Origin of the sequence: Corynebacterium sp. Marseille-P3884 (genome assembly GCF_017942225.1) — a bacterium.
Taxonomy (GTDB): domain Bacteria; phylum Actinomycetota; class Actinomycetes; order Mycobacteriales; family Mycobacteriaceae; genus Corynebacterium.
Genome location: NZ_JAGKSD010000001.1, coordinates 1 through 16,491 on the forward strand (window position 1 = coordinate 1; position 16,491 = coordinate 16,491).

The 16,491-nt window shown below is 64.1% G+C and carries 16 protein-coding genes and 1 pseudogene; 9 read left to right on the plus strand and 8 right to left on the minus strand.

Features of this window, described 5'->3' with window-relative positions; all coding sequences use genetic code 11:
• On the minus strand, nucleotides 1-1,110 hold a 1,110-nt coding region (locus J5Y21_RS00005; RefSeq protein WP_210571515.1), incomplete at its 3' end, for a galactokinase.
• Nucleotides 1,111-1,227: 117 nt separating this feature from the next.
• On the opposite strand from J5Y21_RS00005, the gene J5Y21_RS00010 reads away from it, so the two are divergent.
• Nucleotides 1,228-1,434: a hypothetical protein gene (locus tag J5Y21_RS00010; RefSeq protein WP_210571516.1), complete on the plus strand. Its 207-nt coding sequence runs from the start codon at nucleotides 1,228-1,230 to the stop codon at nucleotides 1,432-1,434.
• A gap of 50 nt (nucleotides 1,435-1,484) precedes the next feature.
• On the opposite strand, the gene J5Y21_RS00015 is transcribed toward J5Y21_RS00010, so the two are convergent.
• On the minus strand, nucleotides 1,485-3,134 hold the full coding sequence (locus J5Y21_RS00015; protein WP_210571518.1) for a CYTH and CHAD domain-containing protein: 1,650 nt from the start codon (nucleotides 3,132-3,134) through the stop codon (nucleotides 1,485-1,487).
• A gap of 106 nt (nucleotides 3,135-3,240) precedes the next feature.
• On the opposite strand from J5Y21_RS00015, the gene J5Y21_RS00020 reads away from it, so the two are divergent.
• The 6 genes from J5Y21_RS00020 to J5Y21_RS00045 are packed head-to-tail and all read left to right on the plus strand — an operon-like array spanning nucleotide 3,241 to nucleotide 10,672.
• Nucleotides 3,241-4,563, plus strand: a complete 1,323-nt coding sequence (locus J5Y21_RS00020; RefSeq protein WP_210571520.1) for a glutamine synthetase family protein — start codon at nucleotides 3,241-3,243, stop codon at nucleotides 4,561-4,563.
• Nucleotides 4,564-4,573: 10 nt separating this feature from the next.
• Nucleotides 4,574-7,636, plus strand: coding sequence for a bifunctional [glutamine synthetase] adenylyltransferase/[glutamine synthetase]-adenylyl-L-tyrosine phosphorylase (locus tag J5Y21_RS00025; protein ID WP_210571523.1), 3,063 nt, complete (start codon nucleotides 4,574-4,576; stop codon nucleotides 7,634-7,636).
• A 14-nt stretch (nucleotides 7,637-7,650) separates the two neighbouring features.
• Nucleotides 7,651-7,977 (plus strand): hypothetical protein, encoded by a 327-nt coding sequence (locus tag J5Y21_RS00030; RefSeq protein ID WP_210571525.1) that lies wholly within the window; start codon nucleotides 7,651-7,653, stop codon nucleotides 7,975-7,977.
• Between the two features lie 53 nt (nucleotides 7,978-8,030).
• The gene (gene thrC, locus J5Y21_RS00035) at nucleotides 8,031-9,479 is read left to right on the plus strand and encodes a threonine synthase (RefSeq protein WP_210571527.1); all 1,449 of its coding nucleotides are present in this window, start codon (nucleotides 8,031-8,033) and stop codon (nucleotides 9,477-9,479) included.
• A 22-nt stretch (nucleotides 9,480-9,501) separates the two neighbouring features.
• Nucleotides 9,502-9,660, plus strand: a complete 159-nt coding sequence (locus J5Y21_RS00040; protein ID WP_210571529.1) for a hypothetical protein — start codon at nucleotides 9,502-9,504, stop codon at nucleotides 9,658-9,660.
• On the plus strand, nucleotides 9,629-10,672 hold the full coding sequence (locus tag J5Y21_RS00045; RefSeq protein ID WP_210571531.1) for a S1 family peptidase: 1,044 nt from the start codon (nucleotides 9,629-9,631) through the stop codon (nucleotides 10,670-10,672). Before J5Y21_RS00040 ends, J5Y21_RS00045 begins: the two co-directional genes overlap by 32 nt.
• A gap of 31 nt (nucleotides 10,673-10,703) precedes the next feature.
• On the opposite strand, the gene J5Y21_RS00050 is transcribed toward J5Y21_RS00045, so the two are convergent.
• Nucleotides 10,704-11,525 (minus strand): hypothetical protein, encoded by an 822-nt coding sequence (locus J5Y21_RS00050; protein WP_210571533.1) that lies wholly within the window; start codon nucleotides 11,523-11,525, stop codon nucleotides 10,704-10,706.
• 103 nt (nucleotides 11,526-11,628) lie between these two features.
• Between J5Y21_RS00050 and J5Y21_RS00055 the strand changes: the two genes are divergently transcribed.
• Nucleotides 11,629-12,153 carry an NUDIX domain-containing protein gene (locus tag J5Y21_RS00055; RefSeq protein WP_210571535.1) on the plus strand — a complete coding sequence of 175 codons (525 nt, stop codon included), beginning with the start codon at nucleotides 11,629-11,631 and terminating at the stop codon, nucleotides 12,151-12,153.
• Between the two features lie 7 nt (nucleotides 12,154-12,160).
• Nucleotides 12,161-12,772, plus strand: a complete 612-nt coding sequence (locus J5Y21_RS00060) for a glycoside hydrolase family 25 protein (RefSeq protein ID WP_210571537.1) — start codon at nucleotides 12,161-12,163, stop codon at nucleotides 12,770-12,772.
• Here the strand turns inward: J5Y21_RS00060 and J5Y21_RS00065 are convergent.
• The 5 genes and pseudogenes from J5Y21_RS00065 to J5Y21_RS00080 form a co-directional block, all read right to left on the minus strand.
• Nucleotides 12,730-13,629 (minus strand): CPBP family intramembrane glutamic endopeptidase, encoded by a 900-nt coding sequence (locus J5Y21_RS00065; RefSeq protein WP_210571539.1) that lies wholly within the window; start codon nucleotides 13,627-13,629, stop codon nucleotides 12,730-12,732. The genes J5Y21_RS00060 and J5Y21_RS00065 overlap by 43 nt on opposite strands.
• Before the next feature lie 31 nt (nucleotides 13,630-13,660).
• Entirely contained in the window at nucleotides 13,661-14,128 is a 468-nt protein-coding gene (locus J5Y21_RS00070; protein ID WP_210571541.1) for a hypothetical protein, read from the minus strand.
• A gap of 32 nt (nucleotides 14,129-14,160) precedes the next feature.
• Nucleotides 14,161-14,268 (minus strand): annotated as a pseudogene (locus tag J5Y21_RS11805) (transcriptional regulator); the annotation flags it as partial.
• 131 nt (nucleotides 14,269-14,399) lie between these two features.
• A complete protein-coding gene (locus J5Y21_RS00075) occupies nucleotides 14,400-15,326 on the minus strand; it encodes a hypothetical protein (RefSeq protein WP_210571543.1) in 927 nt (308 codons plus the stop codon).
• Between the two features lie 82 nt (nucleotides 15,327-15,408).
• Entirely contained in the window at nucleotides 15,409-16,344 is a 936-nt protein-coding gene (locus J5Y21_RS00080) for a TDT family transporter (RefSeq protein WP_210571545.1), read from the minus strand.
• Nucleotides 16,345-16,491 lie beyond the last annotated feature (147 nt).

Genomic DNA, 16,491 nt, shown 5'->3' on the forward strand with positions numbered 1-16,491 from the left:
CGTTGGGGGTCGCGGGGCACGCCCTTGATAGTCGGACCCGGTCGGACCCGGCGGACCAGGACCGTCACGGGGCGATTGTGGGGGTGGTATAATAGACACATCTAGAGGTGTATAAGAGACGGCGTCTGTGCGCATGGACCGCAGCGCGCGGGCCGCATTGGCGGACAGCTCTGTTTCCGCCGCGCCGAAATCGACCCACGCGCGGGCCGTCTCGAGCGTCGGCGCGGAATCCGTGCCGTGGACCTGTCGTCGCGCGTCCACCCACTCGACGACGCGATCCGCCGCATTCGGCAACTGGCGCAGCGACGCGACACCGAAATTCGCGCACGCGTCGTCGATGAACTCGCGGCCCTCCTGCACAGCCTGCGCCTTATCGACGAACGGTTCCCCGTGCGACGGCGCCACCGACACAATCCGCACCTCCGCCTTCGCCGGGTGCGGCGCTTGGGTGAGCGAACCATCCGCGTAGTCGATCACCGACACCGTGCCTTCCTTGCCGCGCAGCGCCGCCGAATGGCGTGCGCGCAGCACCGGCAGGTGAGAGAACGTGCGCGCCGACTGCGATGCGATATCCGCCAGACGCGTGCGCAGCGGTGCAGCGTCAATCTCCTCGTCGCCTCCCATCAGCGCGAGAACGAGCGCCGCGTCCGCCGCATGCAGCGCGCCCAGCCCCGCGCCGAGCGGGATGTCCGCGATGACGGTGACGTCCATGCCCGCGGTATCGCGCGAGAGCATCTGCCTGCCGACGAGCGTGTGCACCAGCCCGCCGAAGCGCTCCGCGAGCGTGCGCGCCGGGCTCTCGTCCGCCGGCTCGTTGTGCTCAGCGAGCTGGGCGATGCGCGCGCAGTCCGCGGTCTCCTCCACGGTGACGCCCGCGAATTCCGCGTGCACCGCGATGGTGTTGTCCTCGCGCGAGCTCACGGCAGCCGCTGCGCGCAGGTCGGTAAGCCCCACGATGGTGATGCCGCCGAAATGGTCGGAATTCTCCCCGACGACAATGAACGTGCCCGGCGCGTCGGCGGTGTGGGCGGGCGCATTCCCGGTGCGGCTGCGGTGAGCCTGGGCGACGCGGTCGGACGCGGTAGTTTCAGGGGCGGTCCACACAGCCATGGGTGTTATGCACTGTCCTTTCGGTGCGCGGTCGGGCGGGCGAATTTACCCACACAACAGTACCAATCGTCCGCGGGTAGCCTGGTCGAAAGAACACGCGACCGAAAGGAACTAATGATGAGCGACGAGAAGTTCTACTTCAACCCCAGCACCCGCGAGGTCTCTCAGGGCAAGGAAGGCTCCTGGGACGATCGCATGGGGCCGTACGACACTCGCGAAGAGGCCGAGCAGGCGCTCGCTACCGCGCAGGAGCGTAATAAGGCCGCCGAGGCACAGGACGAAGCCGACGACAACTGGGGTCAGCCGGCCTCGTGGGAGAAATAACTCCCGAGTTTCTGTGGTCTAGCGCTTGGCGGGGTGAGTTCCGCTAGGCGCTAGTTTTCTTTGGGTTCCACCTTCTTGAAGGCCTTTTTGACCTCCTTGAACGCCTTCGGGTAGTCCTTGAGAGCCTTGTCGCCGCGCGACATTTCCCGTTGGTAGAGCATGCCGTAGGAGAAGGTGTCCTCACCGCGCTTGCGGGCGCCGGCGGCGAGCTTCTCGATGCGGTCGCGCGACGTCACCGCATCCTGGTAGTCGCCCAAGATCTCCTGGAGTTCCTTGCACGCCTTGGACAGCTTGCTGGCCTTCAAGCCGCTGTCCTTGGCGGCATTGGCGGAGTAGCGCAGCTTCTTCGCGGCCTTACGCACGTCGTGGACGTATTCCTCGCGGTCGTGCAGCGGCAGGGACATGTCCGGGTAGTGCTCAAGCGCCAGTTTGTGGCGCTTGGCCAATTTCTTGTAGCCGCGCTCGAGGTGTTCGTAGAGGATCTCCTCGGAAGTGCGGGCCTCAGCCGGGGCGGACTCGGTGGAAGCAGATTCGGCGGTAGCAGACTCGGCGGCAGCAGCCTCCCCGGCATCCTCTTCTGCCGGAGTGTCCGTGGCAAGGGGCGGGTCGGCGAGGATGGCGTCGATGTCGTCGAGAAGCGTGAGGTAGCGCTGGGAGTCGAGCGTGCGCAAAATGCGGCGGTGTGCGCGCTCGTATTCGCGGCGCATGTCGCCGCGGACGTGCTCGGCGGCGGGGTCGTCGATCATGCCGGTGGTATCGGAGTCGAGCAAGCCGATGAAGCGTTCCTCGACGACCTCGGCGTCGCGGGCGGTGCCGAGCAGTGCGGCGAGCTGCTTGAGTTCGCTTTCGACGTGTTTGATCTGGTCGCCGGCGAGGATTCCCTCGAAGGTCTCAAGCAGGCTGCGGAGCTCGCGGGTAGCCACGCGCATTTGGTGGACAGAATCCCACTCGTCGTTGCGAACCTTCGGGTCCCATTCGACGAGGCGGTCGCGCTGGACACGCAGGGAGTCGACGACGGCCTTGGCGGGGGAGTCCTCGTCGAGGCCGCCGGCGCTCATGTACGGCGGGACCGGTGCAGCTGCGGCGGAATCGCCGAGCGCGGTGGCGAGCTTGGAGGAGGAGGCGGACTTGCGGGCGCCGCGGTTGATCAGCAGCGAGGTGGCCTCGTGCAAAAGCGCGTTGCCGTCGACGGTCTCGGCGAGCTCGCCGGATAGTTCGACTTCCCATTCGCGCCACGAGGTCTGCTGGCCGCCGGGCAGCAGGGACCAGGCGGTGACGTGGTCGTCGCAGAATTCGGCGATCTGGTCGCCGGCGGCGTCGAAAAGCGGGGTTTCGGCGCGGTCGTTGTCCACCTGGGCGATGGGGGCAAGCGGCTCGCCGCGGATGATGGCGCGCACTGCGGCGAGCAGCTCATCGGGCGGGGTCGACGGGTCGGTGAGCTCAGCGTGGAGCTCGGTGCGGCCACTAGCGCCGGGGAGTTTGATGTGCCAGCCGTCGTCCTTGCCGCCGGTGCGGCGGCGCAGGGTCACCTTGGCGCGGGTCAGGCGCAGGTCCGCGGTGTCGTAGTAGATCGCGGACAGGCTGTGGTTGACGGTCTCGCCGGCGGATTCGACGGCGGAAAGGGCGGTCAGGTCAGGGACGGCGATGGAGTCATCGACGGCAAACTTAGCCTCGACCTCGATAAACGGTTGGGTGCTCATTGGATCTGGCCTTCTTTGCAAACTCGGAGCAAATATTCTTGTTCACCCTTAGTTTACCTAACGTGATTCAGCGTCAGGCGCGGTGATGCTCACTAGTCTGGAAGGCATGAACAGCCAACAAGAAAACGTTCTGCGCGACGTTGAGGAGCGCGATATCCGCTTCATCCGTCTCTGGTTCACGGACCTGTTCGGGGAGCTGAAGACGGTCATGATGTCCCCGGCGGAGCTGGAAACGGCTTTCGATGAAGGCGTGGGCTTCGACGGCTCCTCCATCGAAGGTTTCTCGCGCGTTTCTGAATCGGACACGCTGCTGCTGCCGGACCCGTCGACGTACCAGACGTTGCCGTTCGACGTGGAAGATGGATTGCAGACGGCGCGGATGTTCTGCGATATCTCGATGCCGGACGGCAAGCCGCTGTACGCGGATCCGCGCCAGGTGCTGCGCCGCCAGCTGAATAAGGCCGCGGATGCGGGTTTCGAGTGCATGGCCAGCCCGGAGATCGAGTTCTACGTGCTCAAAGGTGACGAGCCGATGCCTGTCGACGATGGCGGGTACTTCGATCAGGCGAAGCAGAATGCGGCGCCACGGTTCCGTCGTCAAGCTGTCTCTGCGTTGGAGTACATGGGGATCGTCACGGAATTCTCGCACCACGAAGGCTCGCCGGGGCAGCAGGAGATCGACCTGCGGCACACGGACGCGCTGACGATGGCGGACACTGTGATCGCTTTCCGATACGTGGTCAAGACGGTCGCGGAGAAAAACGGTGTGCTGGCTACATTCATGCCGAAGCCGTTCCGCGAGCACAACGGTTCGGCGATGCACACGCACTTCTCCTTGTTCGAGGGGGAGGACAACGCGTTCCACGACCCGGACGACGAGTATTCGCTGTCAAAGACAGCCCGCCAGTTCATTGCGGGAGTCATCGAGCATGCGGGGGAGATCTCCGCGGTGACGAACCAGTGGGTGAATTCGTACAAGCGCCTCCAGTTCGGCTCCGAGGCGCCGACGGCAGCGACGTGGGGTGTGTCCAACCGCTCCGCGATGGTGCGCGTGCCCACCTACCGCCTGCATAAGTCGGCATCGCGCCGCATCGAGGTGCGCACGATCGATTCCGCGGCGAATCCGTACCTGGCGTACGCCGCGATCTTCGCCGCCGGACTGCACGGCATCGAGGAAGGCATGGAGCTCGGGGAGCCGGCCGTCGACGACGTTTTCGCGCTGACCCGCCGCGAGCGCCGCGCGATGGGATACAAGGATCTGCCGCGCTCGCTCGACGAGGCGCTGCGCGTGCTGGAGACATCCGAGTTCATGGCGGAGGTGCTGGGCGAGCAGGTCTTCGAGTTCTTCCTGCGCTCCAAGTGGGATGAGTGGCACGCCTACGAGGACCAGATCACTCCGTGGGAACTGGCCAATAATCTGAATCTCTAAGAAAGGAACCATGGCCCGCAGCAGCTCACCGTCGCCTGCCCAACTCGCGCTCACTGGGGCGAACGCCGCCGAGGACCTGGAGAAACTCGGCTGGAGCGACAACGACGTCCTCTACACGCTCGGGGGTTCGGGCAATCCGGATCTCACGCTCAACACGAGCTTCCGCCTCGCCGAGGCGCTCGGGGACGACTACGAGGAATTGCGCCAAGCGCTTATCGACGACGACGTGCTCCGCGTCCGCCTCTTCGCCCTTTTGGGAGGCTCCACAGCCTTAGGCGATCACTTGGTGGCGCACCCGGAGAAATGGAAACTGCTGGCGGAGCCGTTGCCCAGCTCCGAAGAGATTTTCCAGGCCATGTTGGGCGCGGTGGACGCGGAGCCGGTAGACGGGGACCCGACGGCGTCGAAAAGCTGCGATTGCGCCGGAACTTATCGTGCGGCGGTGACGGGCGTGGAAGCGAAGAAGCTGCTGAAGGACGCGTATCGCACGCTGGTCATGCGCGTGGCAGCCGCGGATCTGGCGGGCACGTATTCCGCGTTCAAGGGCTATGGCGCTCAGCACGAGGAGCTGGGCTACGGCGAGGTGACCGAGCTGCTCACCACCATCGCGGACGCTGCTCTCACTGCCGCGCTGGCTGTCGGGGTGCGCACGGTGCACGGCGAGGAGGACTACGAGGGCTCGCTCGCCGTCATCGCGATGGGCAAGTGCGGCGCGCGGGAGCTGAACTACATCTCGGATGTGGATGTCATCTTCGTCGCCGAGCCCTCGGACACGCACGCCACCCGCGTCGCCAGCGAGCTGACGGCTGTGGGCAACGCCGCGTTCTTCGACGTCGACCCGAACCTGCGCCCGGAGGGCAAGTCCGGCGCCTTGGTGCGCACCCTCGATTCTCACGAGACGTATTACAAGCGCTGGGCCGAGACATGGGAATTCCAGGCGCTGCTCAAAGCGCGCCCGATGACCGGCGATATGGAGCTGGGCCAGGCCTATTACGACCGCCTACGGCCGATGGTGTGGGAATCTTCCCAACGCGATTCTTTCGTCGAGGACGTGCAAGCCATGCGCCGCCGCGTGCTGTCGAATGTGCCGGCGGACATGCGCTCGCGCGAGCTGAAGCTCGGTTCCGGCGGGCTGCGCGATGCCGAGTTCGCGGTCCAATTGCTGCAGCTCGTCCACGGGCGGATCGACGATTCCGTTCAGGCCCAGAACACCGTCGCTGCTATCGAGGCCCTGTCAGCCGGTGGTTATATCGGCCGCGAGGACGCCGCCGACCTGGTTGAGGCGTACGAATTTCTCCGCTTGCTCGAGCACCGTCTCCAGCTGCACCGCTTCAAGCGCACCCACACTCTGCCCGCCGACGACGATGCGGAGAACCGCCGTTGGCTAGCTTTGACCTCCGGGTTCATCTCCTCGCCGAAGGCCTCCGCCGTCGACGAGCTGGACCGGCGCCTGAAAAAAGAGCGCAAGAAGATCGCCGACCTGCACACGCGCCTGTTCTACCGCCCGCTGCTGAACTCGATCGCCGGGATGAGCGTGGGTGAGGCACGTCTCGGTGCCGATGCGGCGAAGGCCCGCCTGAAGGCCCTCGGTTACACGCACCCGGACCGTGCCTACGAGCACCTGTCCGCGCTGGCGAAGGGGACGTCCCGCAAGGCGAGGTTGCAGCAGATCCTCCTGCCCACGCTCATGGCGTGGTTGGGGGAGACCGCGGACCCAGACGCCGGGCTGCTCAATTACAGGAAGCTGTCGGAAGCAGCCGTCGATAAGGCGTGGTTTTTGCGCATGCTTCGCGACGAAGGCGTGGTCGGCGAGCGCCTCATGCACATCCTCGGCAGCTCCCCGTACGCGGCGAACCTGATCATTTCTGCGCCCGATGTAGTCAAGCAATTCGGTGACGGGGCCTCCCAACCGAAATTGCTGGATACCGCGCCAGACCGCGTGTACAAAGCGCTGGTGGCGGCGACGAAGCGCCACGCTGATCCCGACAAGGCCGTCAAAGTCGCGCGCTCGCTGCGCCGTGCTGAATTGGCGCGCATCGCCTCGGCTGACCTGTTGGGATTCATGGACGTGCGCGAGGTCTGCGAGCAGCTCTCTTGGGTGTGGGACGCCGTGCTCGAAGCAGGCATCCGCGCGGAGGTGCGCGCCGACCTCATCGCGCGCGGTGTCGAGGAGCCGCTGGCCCGCATCGCGGTGATCGGCATGGGGCGTCTCGGTGGGCAGGAGCTCGGCTACGGCTCGGATGCAGATGTGATCGTGGTGGCTGAACCCGCCGAGGGGGTCGACGAAGCTGAGGCTCTGGCGTGGGCGACGAAGATCATCGACCAGATGCGCAAACGCCTGTCCAAGCCGTCCGGCGACCCGCCGCTGGAAGTCGACCTCGGCCTGCGGCCCGAAGGTCGCTCTGGGCCGGTCGTGCGCACGATCGCCTCCTACGAGCGCTACTACAAGGAGTGGGGCGCGGTGTGGGAGAAACAAGCCTTGCTGCGCGCGACCTACGTCGCCGGCGACCGCGAAGTGGGCACCGCCTTCTTAAAGGCGATCGACCCGTTCCGTTACCCGAAAGGCGGCGCGAGCGAAGCAGACATCCGTGAGATCCGCCGCATCAAGGCCCGTGTGGACAACGAACGCCTGCCCCACGGCGCCGACCGCGCCACGCACACCAAGCTGGGGCGCGGCGCGCTATCGGATATCGAGTGGACCGTCCAATTGCTCACCATGATGCACGCCCACGAATACGACGTGCTGCACAACACCTCCACCCTCGAGGTGCTGGACTTCCTGGTCACGGAGGAGGGAGAGAAGATCATCGCGACGCCCCAGGCGCGCACGCTGACGGAGGCGTGGCTGCTCGCCACCGAGGCACGCAATGCCCTGGTGCTGGTGACCGGCAAGCGCACGGATCAGCTCCCGGGGCCGGGCGCGCAGCTCAACCAGGTCGCCGGTGCCGCCGGATACGACCCCCACGACGCGCAGGCTTTTTTGGACCATTATTTGAAGCTCACGCGCCGGGCGCACGCCGTCGTCGAGGAGGTGTTCTGGGGCGAGAAGCCGTCCTTCGAGTACGACGACTAACTATGCTGGCAGGCATGGCTGTGAATCTGTCGATCGACCTGAACGATGCTACGTACGGCGACCTCGTCGCGCTCGTGGATGCGGCACGCACCGCCGGCGCTGACTCCGCCACCTCCCTGGAATTGGACGGCACGATGCTGAAGGTCTCGGTGGCGGCGCCGTCGGTAAGCATGGCGCGCCGGGACGACGCTGCTGTGCGCTACACGCGCGATGCGCGGCAGGCCCGCGATACCCCAGGTTTCGAAGATCGCGTGCTGCCGGTGCTGGGGGAGAATGCTGTGCGCGGAATCATGGACATTCTCACCGGGCGGCAGGATCCGCCGGGTGCGCATAGCCGGTAACGCATTACCCCCACCCTTCTATTTAGTGAGCGATCCCACGTAGACTGCTTTGGGTGGATTACATCTCAACGCGCGACGCGTCAGCCGCTCCGAACAAGTTCACCGACATTCTGCTGTCCGGGCTCGCCCCCGATGGCGGCCTGTACGTGCCCGTGGCATACCCGCGGATCACGGATGAGCGCCTCACACAGTGGCGCGGTGTTCTCGCCGAGGGTGGTTATGCGGCACTGGCTGCCGAGGTGGTGAAGCTCTTCGTCAGCGATATCCCGCCGGCGAAGGTCGAGCAGCTCACCGCGAACGCGTACCGCACCCCCGTCTTCGCGGACGAGGAGATCGTCCCGGTGAGCAAGCTGGAGGACGACCTCTACATCGCCCACCTGTCTGAAGGTCCGACGGCCGCGTTCAAGGACATGGCGATGCAGCTGCTCGGTGAGCTCTTCGAATTCGAGCTGGCCCGCCGCGAGGAGACCCTGAATATTCTCGGCGCGACCTCCGGCGACACGGGATCGTCCGCCGAGTACGCGATGCGCGGCCGGGACAATATCAACGTGTTCATGCTGACCCCTGCTGGCCGTATGACGCCGTTCCAGCAGGCCCAGATGTTCGGGCTGGATGAGCCGAATATCTTCAATATCGCGCTCGACGGCGTCTTCGACGACTGCCAGGACGTGGTCAAGGAGGTCAACGCTGACGCCGCGTTCAAGTCCAAGCACCACATCGGCGCGGTGAACTCCATTAACTGGGCGCGTCTGCTCGCGCAGACCGTGTACTACATCTCCACCTACATCAAGGTCACCGAAAGCAACGACGAGCAGATCTCCTTCACGGTCCCCACGGGCAATTTCGGCGATATTTGCGCCGGCCACATCGTGAAGCAGATGGGGTTGCCGGTGGACAAGCTCATCGTCGCGACGAACGAGAACGACGTGCTCCACGAGTTCTTCACCACCGGCCAGTACCGCCCGCGCTCGGCGGCGGAGACGCACGCGACGTCGTCGCCGTCGATGGATATTTCCCGCGCATCCAATTTCGAGCGTTTCATCTTCGACATCATCGAGCGCGACGCGAACCAGACTGCCGAGCTCTTCGGCGTCAAGGCGAAGGATGGCGGCTTCGAGCTCGACGACCACTTCATGGACGATATCCGTTCGCGCTACGGGTTCCTGTCCGGCACGTCGACGCACGCAGATCGCGTATCGACGATCCGTGACACCCACTCCGCCCACAACGTCCTGATCGACCCCCACACCGCCGACGGCGTCTTTGTCGCACGCGGTGTGGCCGATAAAGTGGACACCCCGATCGTTGTGCTGGAAACCGCGTTGCCGGTGAAATTCTCCGAGACCATCGTCGAGGCCACCGGCCAGGAGCCCGATGTGCCCGAGCGTTTCGCCCACATCATGGATGCTGGCCGTCATGTGGTGGACATGCCCAACGATGCCGAGGCAGTGAAGACGTATATCGCCGAGACCGTCGCAGCCGCCGCGGAGCAGAAGAGCTAGCGCAAAGGAGGCACCAGCCACCATGGCCCAGGAGCAGTTCGCAGGCCCCGAGCACTACACCGAATTCGACCCGGAGAAATTTCTCCGCGACATGAACTTGATCAAGGAATTCGGCGAGAAGGGCGACAACGGCGAGAAGAGCACCACCGATGACACACACTCCGGAGAGCAGGACGCCTAAGCACGCCGCACCTGACGTGTCGTACCCGTACTACGAGGCGGACCAGAGGCCAGAAGAACACCACGGTTCCTCAGCGGGAGTGGCGCTGTGGGCAGCCATGGTCGTGATCACCACCTTCATGGTGGCGTCCGTGGCATGGCTGGGAGTCACCACGGCGCAGCACCCGACACCGTCAGCAGAAGAACGCCAGGAGCGTGAGCACGTGCAGCGTCCCCCGGGTGAACAGCACCACGACGGGCAGGCGGAGAACCCGGACCAGCCGGCGATGGGGTACCGTGTTTCCTCCCCGGCATTCGCGCAGTGGGCGCCCGGCACCAAGATCCAGGCAACTGACCACTATCCGCAGGCGGGCGAACAGTTCACGGCGCAGACATGCACGGTCGCGTTCAGCTTCAGTGGCCCAGACGGGCGCAATTACGCCGTCACTGCCGGCCACTGCGGCAAAGAAGGCGACCTGGTGTGGCCGACGTACGCCGAGACGGTCTCGGATTATTCCGTGGAGGTCGGGCATTACGTCTATTCGGGCCTCTACAGCGACGATGTGGGGGAGACCGGGGACATCGACGTGGGCATCATCGAGATCACCGACCCCGACCGCTACATGGACCTCGTGGGCAAGCCGATCGAGACGGCGCTGTACTCCGGGGATATTCCGGCGGGAGAAGAGATCTGCAAGACGGGTGCGACCACTGGATTCACCTGCGGAGATTTCGAAGCCTCGAACCGCACGCAGATCATCCGCACTGACACAGAGACCGAGCGGGAGACCTACGGCGATATCGCCCACGTTTGCGCCCTGCCGGGCGATTCCGGCGGACCGGTGTTCTACCTCATCGGCGGTCGCGCCAGCATCATCGGTGTCGTCTCCGGCACCGAAGCAGGCCGCGCTGCTGAGCCGTGCGATGCAGCAGGCTCAGAGACCAAGATGATGTCGTACTCCAACTACGACCAAGTAATCGAGGTCATCAATCGGGTCGTTCCCGGCGTCGACTGGGTGGAGCAGACCTGGTAGGGATGCAGGGGAGACGTCGATAAGCGAATGCTTAGAACCGTTCGTCTTCCATCCATGCGTCGGCCTTGCCGCGCTCCTTGATCAGGCGGTGGACCGCCTCCGGCGAGTACGTGGCAAAACGGATCTCCTGCACAGCGCGCGGGCGGCGCACCCCGTGCCACGTCTCGTGGATTCGCTCCACCTGCTCCTCGTTGTCGACGAACCACGTCATGGACACGTGATTGCTGTGGCCGTACGACGGATTATGCGCGAAATCGATCGAATCCGCCTCCCCTTCCAGCGCGACGTCGAGCATGCGCTCGAAGGTCTCGCCCGGCATCGTGGAATAGCAGAAACCGTTGAACGTCAGCCGGACATTATCCGGCGTGGTCAGCGCCATCGAGTCCACGCAATTCTGCTCGAGGAGACGGCTGACGTGGCCCGTGAATTCCGGCATATCCTCGAGCGCGAGCTCCGTGACATCACCAGTGACCGCAACGCCCGTGTACGTGCGGGCCGTCTTAGCGTTCTCGATGAAATGCGCGCGTATCGACGACCTCACTTGCTCTTCGCTCGTCTCCGGCGGCGTCGGCTTCGGCGGGCGTGAGACACTCGGCTGGCCATCCGAGCCCGTCACCGTGGTCACCGTCGGGATATCGTGCACGCTTGTCGACGATTTCGTCGATGTCGCCGTCGATGTGCTCGACGCGCGCTCCTGCGCCGACGACTCGTAATTGAACAGACCGACCGTGAGCACGATGCACACGATCACTAAAGCCCCGAAACCCACGATGAACGCGCCCGCGGGCACACGGCTGTACGCGTTGTCCTCGGTGTCCTGCGTGCTGGTGGGTGGGGTGACCTGCGTGCTCATAATGAAGATGATGTTAGTTCACCCGCCCGTTAACGCGGGGACGCGGGACGTAGACTTGGACGGCGAACTCGCTTGACGCTTCCGGACAGAAAGGTGCGCACACATGCCCATCCCCGAATTCATCGTGGAAACGCGGAAGAAAATCGGCACTGACCTGATGTGGATCCCGGCTGTCACCGCCGTGGTGCTCCGCGATTCCACCGACGACTCCCCGTGGGCCGTGCCCGAAGTTCTTCTGGTCAAGCGCTCCGACAACGGCGAATGGACGCCCGTGACGGGGATCTGCGACCCAGGTGAGGAGCCCCACCACGCTGCCGAGCGTGAAGTGGAGGAAGAGACCTGTGTGGCTGCCAGTGCTGCTGCGCTCCTCGGCGTCGGAGCGGTCGGCCCTATCGTGCACGCCAACGGTGACAACGCTACCTACATGTCTGTCGCTATCCGCCTTGAGGCCGACAATCCCGCCGCCGTACCGGCAGTCGGCGACGACGAGAACACCGAGACCGGCTGGTTCTCCATCGCCCAGATGCCGGTGACCGACCCGAAGTGGCGTCTCGTCATCGCCGACGCCGTCGCGCAGCGCAAGCACCCCGCGGCCTTCACACCGCGCATGGGGTTTTCCAAGCGCTAAGCAGCACATGGCCGCGGAATTTCGCATCGGCATCGACGTCAGCGAGCACCAAGACGGGCTGAGCCTGGCCCAAGCCGCTGCCGAAGGCATCGAGTTCGTCGTTGTGCGCACCACCGACGGCACCTACCGTGACCGGACGTTTGCATCGCATATCGACGACGCGCGCCGAGCCGGGCTATCCATCGAGACCTACCACTACCTGCGCAACCCTTCGGAGGGCACTACGGTCGCCGAGCAGGTCGACGCCGCCTGTGCGGTGATGGGGGAGCAGGTCTATCCCATGTGGATCGACTGCGAGACACCCGCTGGACTCAGCCTCGACCACGTGCGCCAGGCCCGCGATGAATTCACCGCGCGCGGTGTGCCTGTCGCCGGGATCTACACGTATCCGCGCTATTGGCGCTGGCGGATGCTCGGCGCTGGCACCGCCGAATTCGGGGTTGTGTGGGTCGCTGATTACGGCGCGGACCACGTCGGGCCACCGCGGGAGCTGCTCCAGGGACGTGCGTGGCCTGGCGACGTGGGCAAGCAGGCGCCCGTGATGTGGCAGTACGGTTCGCGCGGTCTCGTTGCCGGTTACGAGGTGGATGTCGACGTGCGGCGCGTGATCAGCACGTAGGCAATGCCTGTCGCGGCGACGGTCGCCGTAACAGAGATGAGCAGATCGGCAGTGGTCGCTGCATTGAGGTTCACCCCGCCGATGTCGAATGCGTCGGGCGCGTAGGCGAATGTGTTGCCCACAGCGTGGACGGCAGCCGCCGCCTCAATCCCGCCGGTGGTGTAGGTCAGAAACATCGCGCAGGCCGCGAAGACCCCCACGCTGACCATGCCCTGCCAGCCGTAGTGGTGGCCCGACAGGAAGAACAGGAACGGCAGCAGGTACGCCACGATGGCGGGGGAGAACCATTGGCCGATGATCTGGACCAGCGAGCCGCGGAAGAAGAGCTCCTCCGACAGCGACTGCAGTGGTGCCAGCGCGATGATGACGGCCAGCGCACCGACATTGAGCAGCCCGACTGTCATCTGTGAACGGTCCGAATTCACGATGGCGTAGATGCCTTCGCCGCCCAGGAAGATCAGCGCCGGGATGAGCGCGAGACCGAAATTCTTCCAGCGGAAGCGACGCTGCGTCGACCACAGCGCACGTGGGTCGCGGCCGGTGAGACGGGCCGCGATGAAGCCTGCCGGAATGGCCGCGACCCAGCCGATGAATGTCACAACGGCCAAGTACGGACGGTCGGCGAAGGAGAATTCATCGAAAGCACTGACGCTCGGCTGCGCGATCTTCTCGTAGAGGTAGAACAGGCCGGTCGCCGCGGCAGTGAGCCCGATCAGCAGCGCAATAGCGAGCACGAGCTCCAGTAGTGGGCGCCACCACGCGGGTCGGGGAGGCGTTCCGGCTGGAGCTCGTGACGGATCCTGCGTCGAATCAGCAGGTAGGCGGTATGTGCGGCCGAGGAGATGGTAGGCGCTCATAACCGGAGTTTATCACTGTGTTCATCTGCCCTTAGCGGGTGATGAGTTCGTCCCGGTTGATCTTGCCGGCCAACGAGCGCGCGATCATGAACGGCACCCACAAGACCTGGACGGTGAGCAGCTTGGCGAAGAAGAGTGCGACCTCCGTGGCGTCGAGCTCGATCCACAGCTGAGATGCGAGGGCAACGATGCCGGAGATGAGGAAGAACGCGATAGAGAGAACGAGTCCCGTCTTGAAGCCGTCTTCGCGCGCCTCGAGGTGGCGCTGCAGCTCGTACTCGTCCAGCTCGGCGGTTCGAAGGTCGGCGCCATTGATCTGCTTGCGCAGGGCGACCGTGCCGACGGCCGCGGCGAGGGCGCCAAGCATCCACAGCAGGTTCGCGATGCCCGGCTGGAAGAACTGGATTGTGGCGGAAAGGATCACCACGGCAATCGCAGCGTCGGTCGCATGGATCGTGCGGTTGCGCGCCTTGACGGTGTTCGGTGTGGCGGCGGTCATGAGTGGTTCCTCCATTAGATTTCGTCGGGCATGTTGATGTCGATCGCTTCCGCCAGCTGCGCGCGCGTTAAGTCCCTCTCCACGCGCAGCACCCGCACCCGATGGTGAATCAGGTCAACGGGACCTTTCTTTGGGGGAATGACCCAAAGTGTTGCATAAACACAACAGTCCGTCAATAGTTTTTGGTGATTCGTCGATAAGCGCGCTTGCTGTGGAAAGACGAAACCCGGGCATCCGTGCTGTGGATGCCCGGGGTGAAGAGGGGCGCTGTTTAGCGGCCGAACTGCTGGTAAGGGTTACCGGCTCCCGGTCCCGGCTGCTGGCCCGGGTTGAACCCCGGTCCTGGCTGGCCCTGCGGAGAGAACGGCTGGCCCTGCTGGAAACCCTGCTGCTGCGGCTGAGCCGGGCCGAAACCCTGCGGCTGGCCTGGCTGACCGGAGCTTGCGAACGCCGGCGTGCTCGGGGAATTCTTAGATCCGCCGTTGATCAGCGCGAAAACAAATGCTGCAATGGCGGCGATAGCCAACAGGACCCAGGTCCAGAAACCGCCACCAAAGCTCACCTGCATGAGATCCTTGATCTCTGGTTCAGCGTTGGCGTCGGCGTAATTGAGCACTGCAATGATGATCGCGATGACTTGGAACGCTGCCGCGGCGAGCCCAGCCATGATGCCGAAGCGCTCCAGCTTGAGGAAACCAAGCACGATGGCGGAAACGTATGCGACGAGCACGAGCGCGGTCAATGCGATCAGCACGACCTGGAAATCTTCGAATTCGGCGGTACTCGAGAATTCGTTCTCGATTTCCTTGGCAAACTCACTGGAGTCGGCAGTCTTGAACTTGGCCCTAGCCCACCAGTTCATGGTCACCGTGAAGTCGAGAATAATGTCTTCGATGTTGAGATCGAGGCCGCCGAATTCCTCTTCAAGTTGGGCGCGCTGCGCTTCCGCGTCCGTCTTCACCTTCAAGATAGGGAAGAAGCTGCTGATCAAGGTGAGAAGGAACAAGCCGATTGCCGCGAACGTCGGCCACCCAGGAAGTGACGAGGAACTCGTCGACGCAGCAGTGGAACCCGCAGAAGGCCCACCTGCGGGGCCGTTCGGTGTCTGCTGCTGGTTGCCCCACTGCTGGGAGCCTGGGCCGGGGTTGCCGTGATTGCCAATGGGGCCGTTCGGGCCGGGCATGTTCGGAGTAGTCATTATCGCCTTCTTCGAGCAGTTGTACGGACGGACCCAATATATAACTGCTGAGAAAATTTCGCCGAAGAATGCGCGAAGGGACTTATCCCTTTTGGCGGTGGCCTTCCACGACCCAGCTTAAGAATCTTCCCGAACACAGTGACCAATGGATGATGAGGAGAATCGGAATGCTGAGCGCGACCACATCGAGCCATTCTGACCCGTTGACGAGGGCGAGCTGGTGTCCGCCCATGCTGATCGTGCCCGGCGGGAAGGTGCACGACCACCAAGCTGGTGAGTACTCGACCCACCGCACGACGTTCGGGTAGAAGGTGAACATTGCGAATAGCGCTAAGGGAATGGCAATCCCGAGCGCGATGAGACCGTAGAAGATCGACACGGGACCGGGGTAGAGGATCTGCATCGCCGTCGTGGATTGTCCGACAACACCGAGCGGGACCCATGCAGTGGCCGAGTTCGGACCGCGCAGGTCGACCTTCCGGTGCCAGGCAGCCCAATAAACGCGAATGAAGACTGGTACCGCTGTCAGGATCGACATGGCGAAGAAGACGGTGCCCATGACGTGGTACATCTCGCCGTAATCGCGGGCGAGCCAACCGGCGACGGAGGCCGAAATCATCGGTCCGACAAGAGGCAAGCCCCAGGTAAACCGCGGGGTGCCGTCGAAACGCGTCAGCTGGATGGCCCAGGTGACAACCGTGACGGGCGCACCGATCCAGAATCCGATGAGGCGGTACACGCCCTCGCCGGTCAAGCCCGAAAGCGCTGCGCCGAGCGCCAAGATGCCGATGAAGAACATTGACCATTCCGCCATCGTCGTGCGCTCGAAGCTGGGGTGGCGGTAGCGCGCGAATCCGTACACGAGCACCACGAGGATCACGCAGGCGATCGCGGAAAAGATGCCCGCGCCGACCATCATGTTCTTTTCGACGAGCAGACGAGCGACGATCGACGTGCCCATGAGGCTGCCGCCCCAAGCGGGGCCTGGCGGAGGCAGTTTGCGGAACTTATCAGTCACTCAACATATGGTAATCATTTGCGCTGATTGTGCGAAACGTGAAAACCCCGCGACCTCCTCGGAAAGGGAAGGGCGTGGGGCGCGCGGTAGCTGAAACACTCTGGGGAATGGACAGATGATGCTCCGTCGCCGATATGCGTCAAACCT

What these genes read in the sequence shown, in the direction of transcription:
- J5Y21_RS00030 (WP_210571525.1), top strand. Translation starts at nt 7,651, where the DNA reads ATGGCTGTGAATCTGTCGATCGACCTGAACGATGCTACGTACGGCGAC.
- J5Y21_RS00065 (WP_210571539.1), bottom strand. Translation starts at nt 13,629, where the DNA reads ATGAGCGCCTACCATCTCCTCGGCCGCACATACCGCCTACCTGCTGAT.
- J5Y21_RS00050 (WP_210571533.1), bottom strand. Translation starts at nt 11,525, where the DNA reads ATGAGCACGCAGGTCACCCCACCCACCAGCACGCAGGACACCGAGGAC.
- J5Y21_RS00025 (WP_210571523.1), top strand. Translation starts at nt 4,574, where the DNA reads ATGGCCCGCAGCAGCTCACCGTCGCCTGCCCAACTCGCGCTCACTGGG.
- J5Y21_RS00060 (WP_210571537.1), top strand. Translation starts at nt 12,161, where the DNA reads ATGGCCGCGGAATTTCGCATCGGCATCGACGTCAGCGAGCACCAAGAC.
- J5Y21_RS00040 (WP_210571529.1), top strand. Translation starts at nt 9,502, where the DNA reads ATGGCCCAGGAGCAGTTCGCAGGCCCCGAGCACTACACCGAATTCGAC.
- J5Y21_RS00045 (WP_210571531.1), top strand. Translation starts at nt 9,629, where the DNA reads ATGACACACACTCCGGAGAGCAGGACGCCTAAGCACGCCGCACCTGAC.
- J5Y21_RS00010 (WP_210571516.1), top strand. Translation starts at nt 1,228, where the DNA reads ATGAGCGACGAGAAGTTCTACTTCAACCCCAGCACCCGCGAGGTCTCT.
- J5Y21_RS00070 (WP_210571541.1), bottom strand. Translation starts at nt 14,128, where the DNA reads ATGACCGCCGCCACACCGAACACCGTCAAGGCGCGCAACCGCACGATC.
- J5Y21_RS00020 (WP_210571520.1), top strand. Translation starts at nt 3,241, where the DNA reads ATGAACAGCCAACAAGAAAACGTTCTGCGCGACGTTGAGGAGCGCGAT.
- J5Y21_RS00075 (WP_210571543.1), bottom strand. Translation starts at nt 15,326, where the DNA reads ATGACTACTCCGAACATGCCCGGCCCGAACGGCCCCATTGGCAATCAC.
- J5Y21_RS00055 (WP_210571535.1), top strand. Translation starts at nt 11,629, where the DNA reads ATGCCCATCCCCGAATTCATCGTGGAAACGCGGAAGAAAATCGGCACT.
- J5Y21_RS00015 (WP_210571518.1), bottom strand. Translation starts at nt 3,134, where the DNA reads ATGAGCACCCAACCGTTTATCGAGGTCGAGGCTAAGTTTGCCGTCGAT.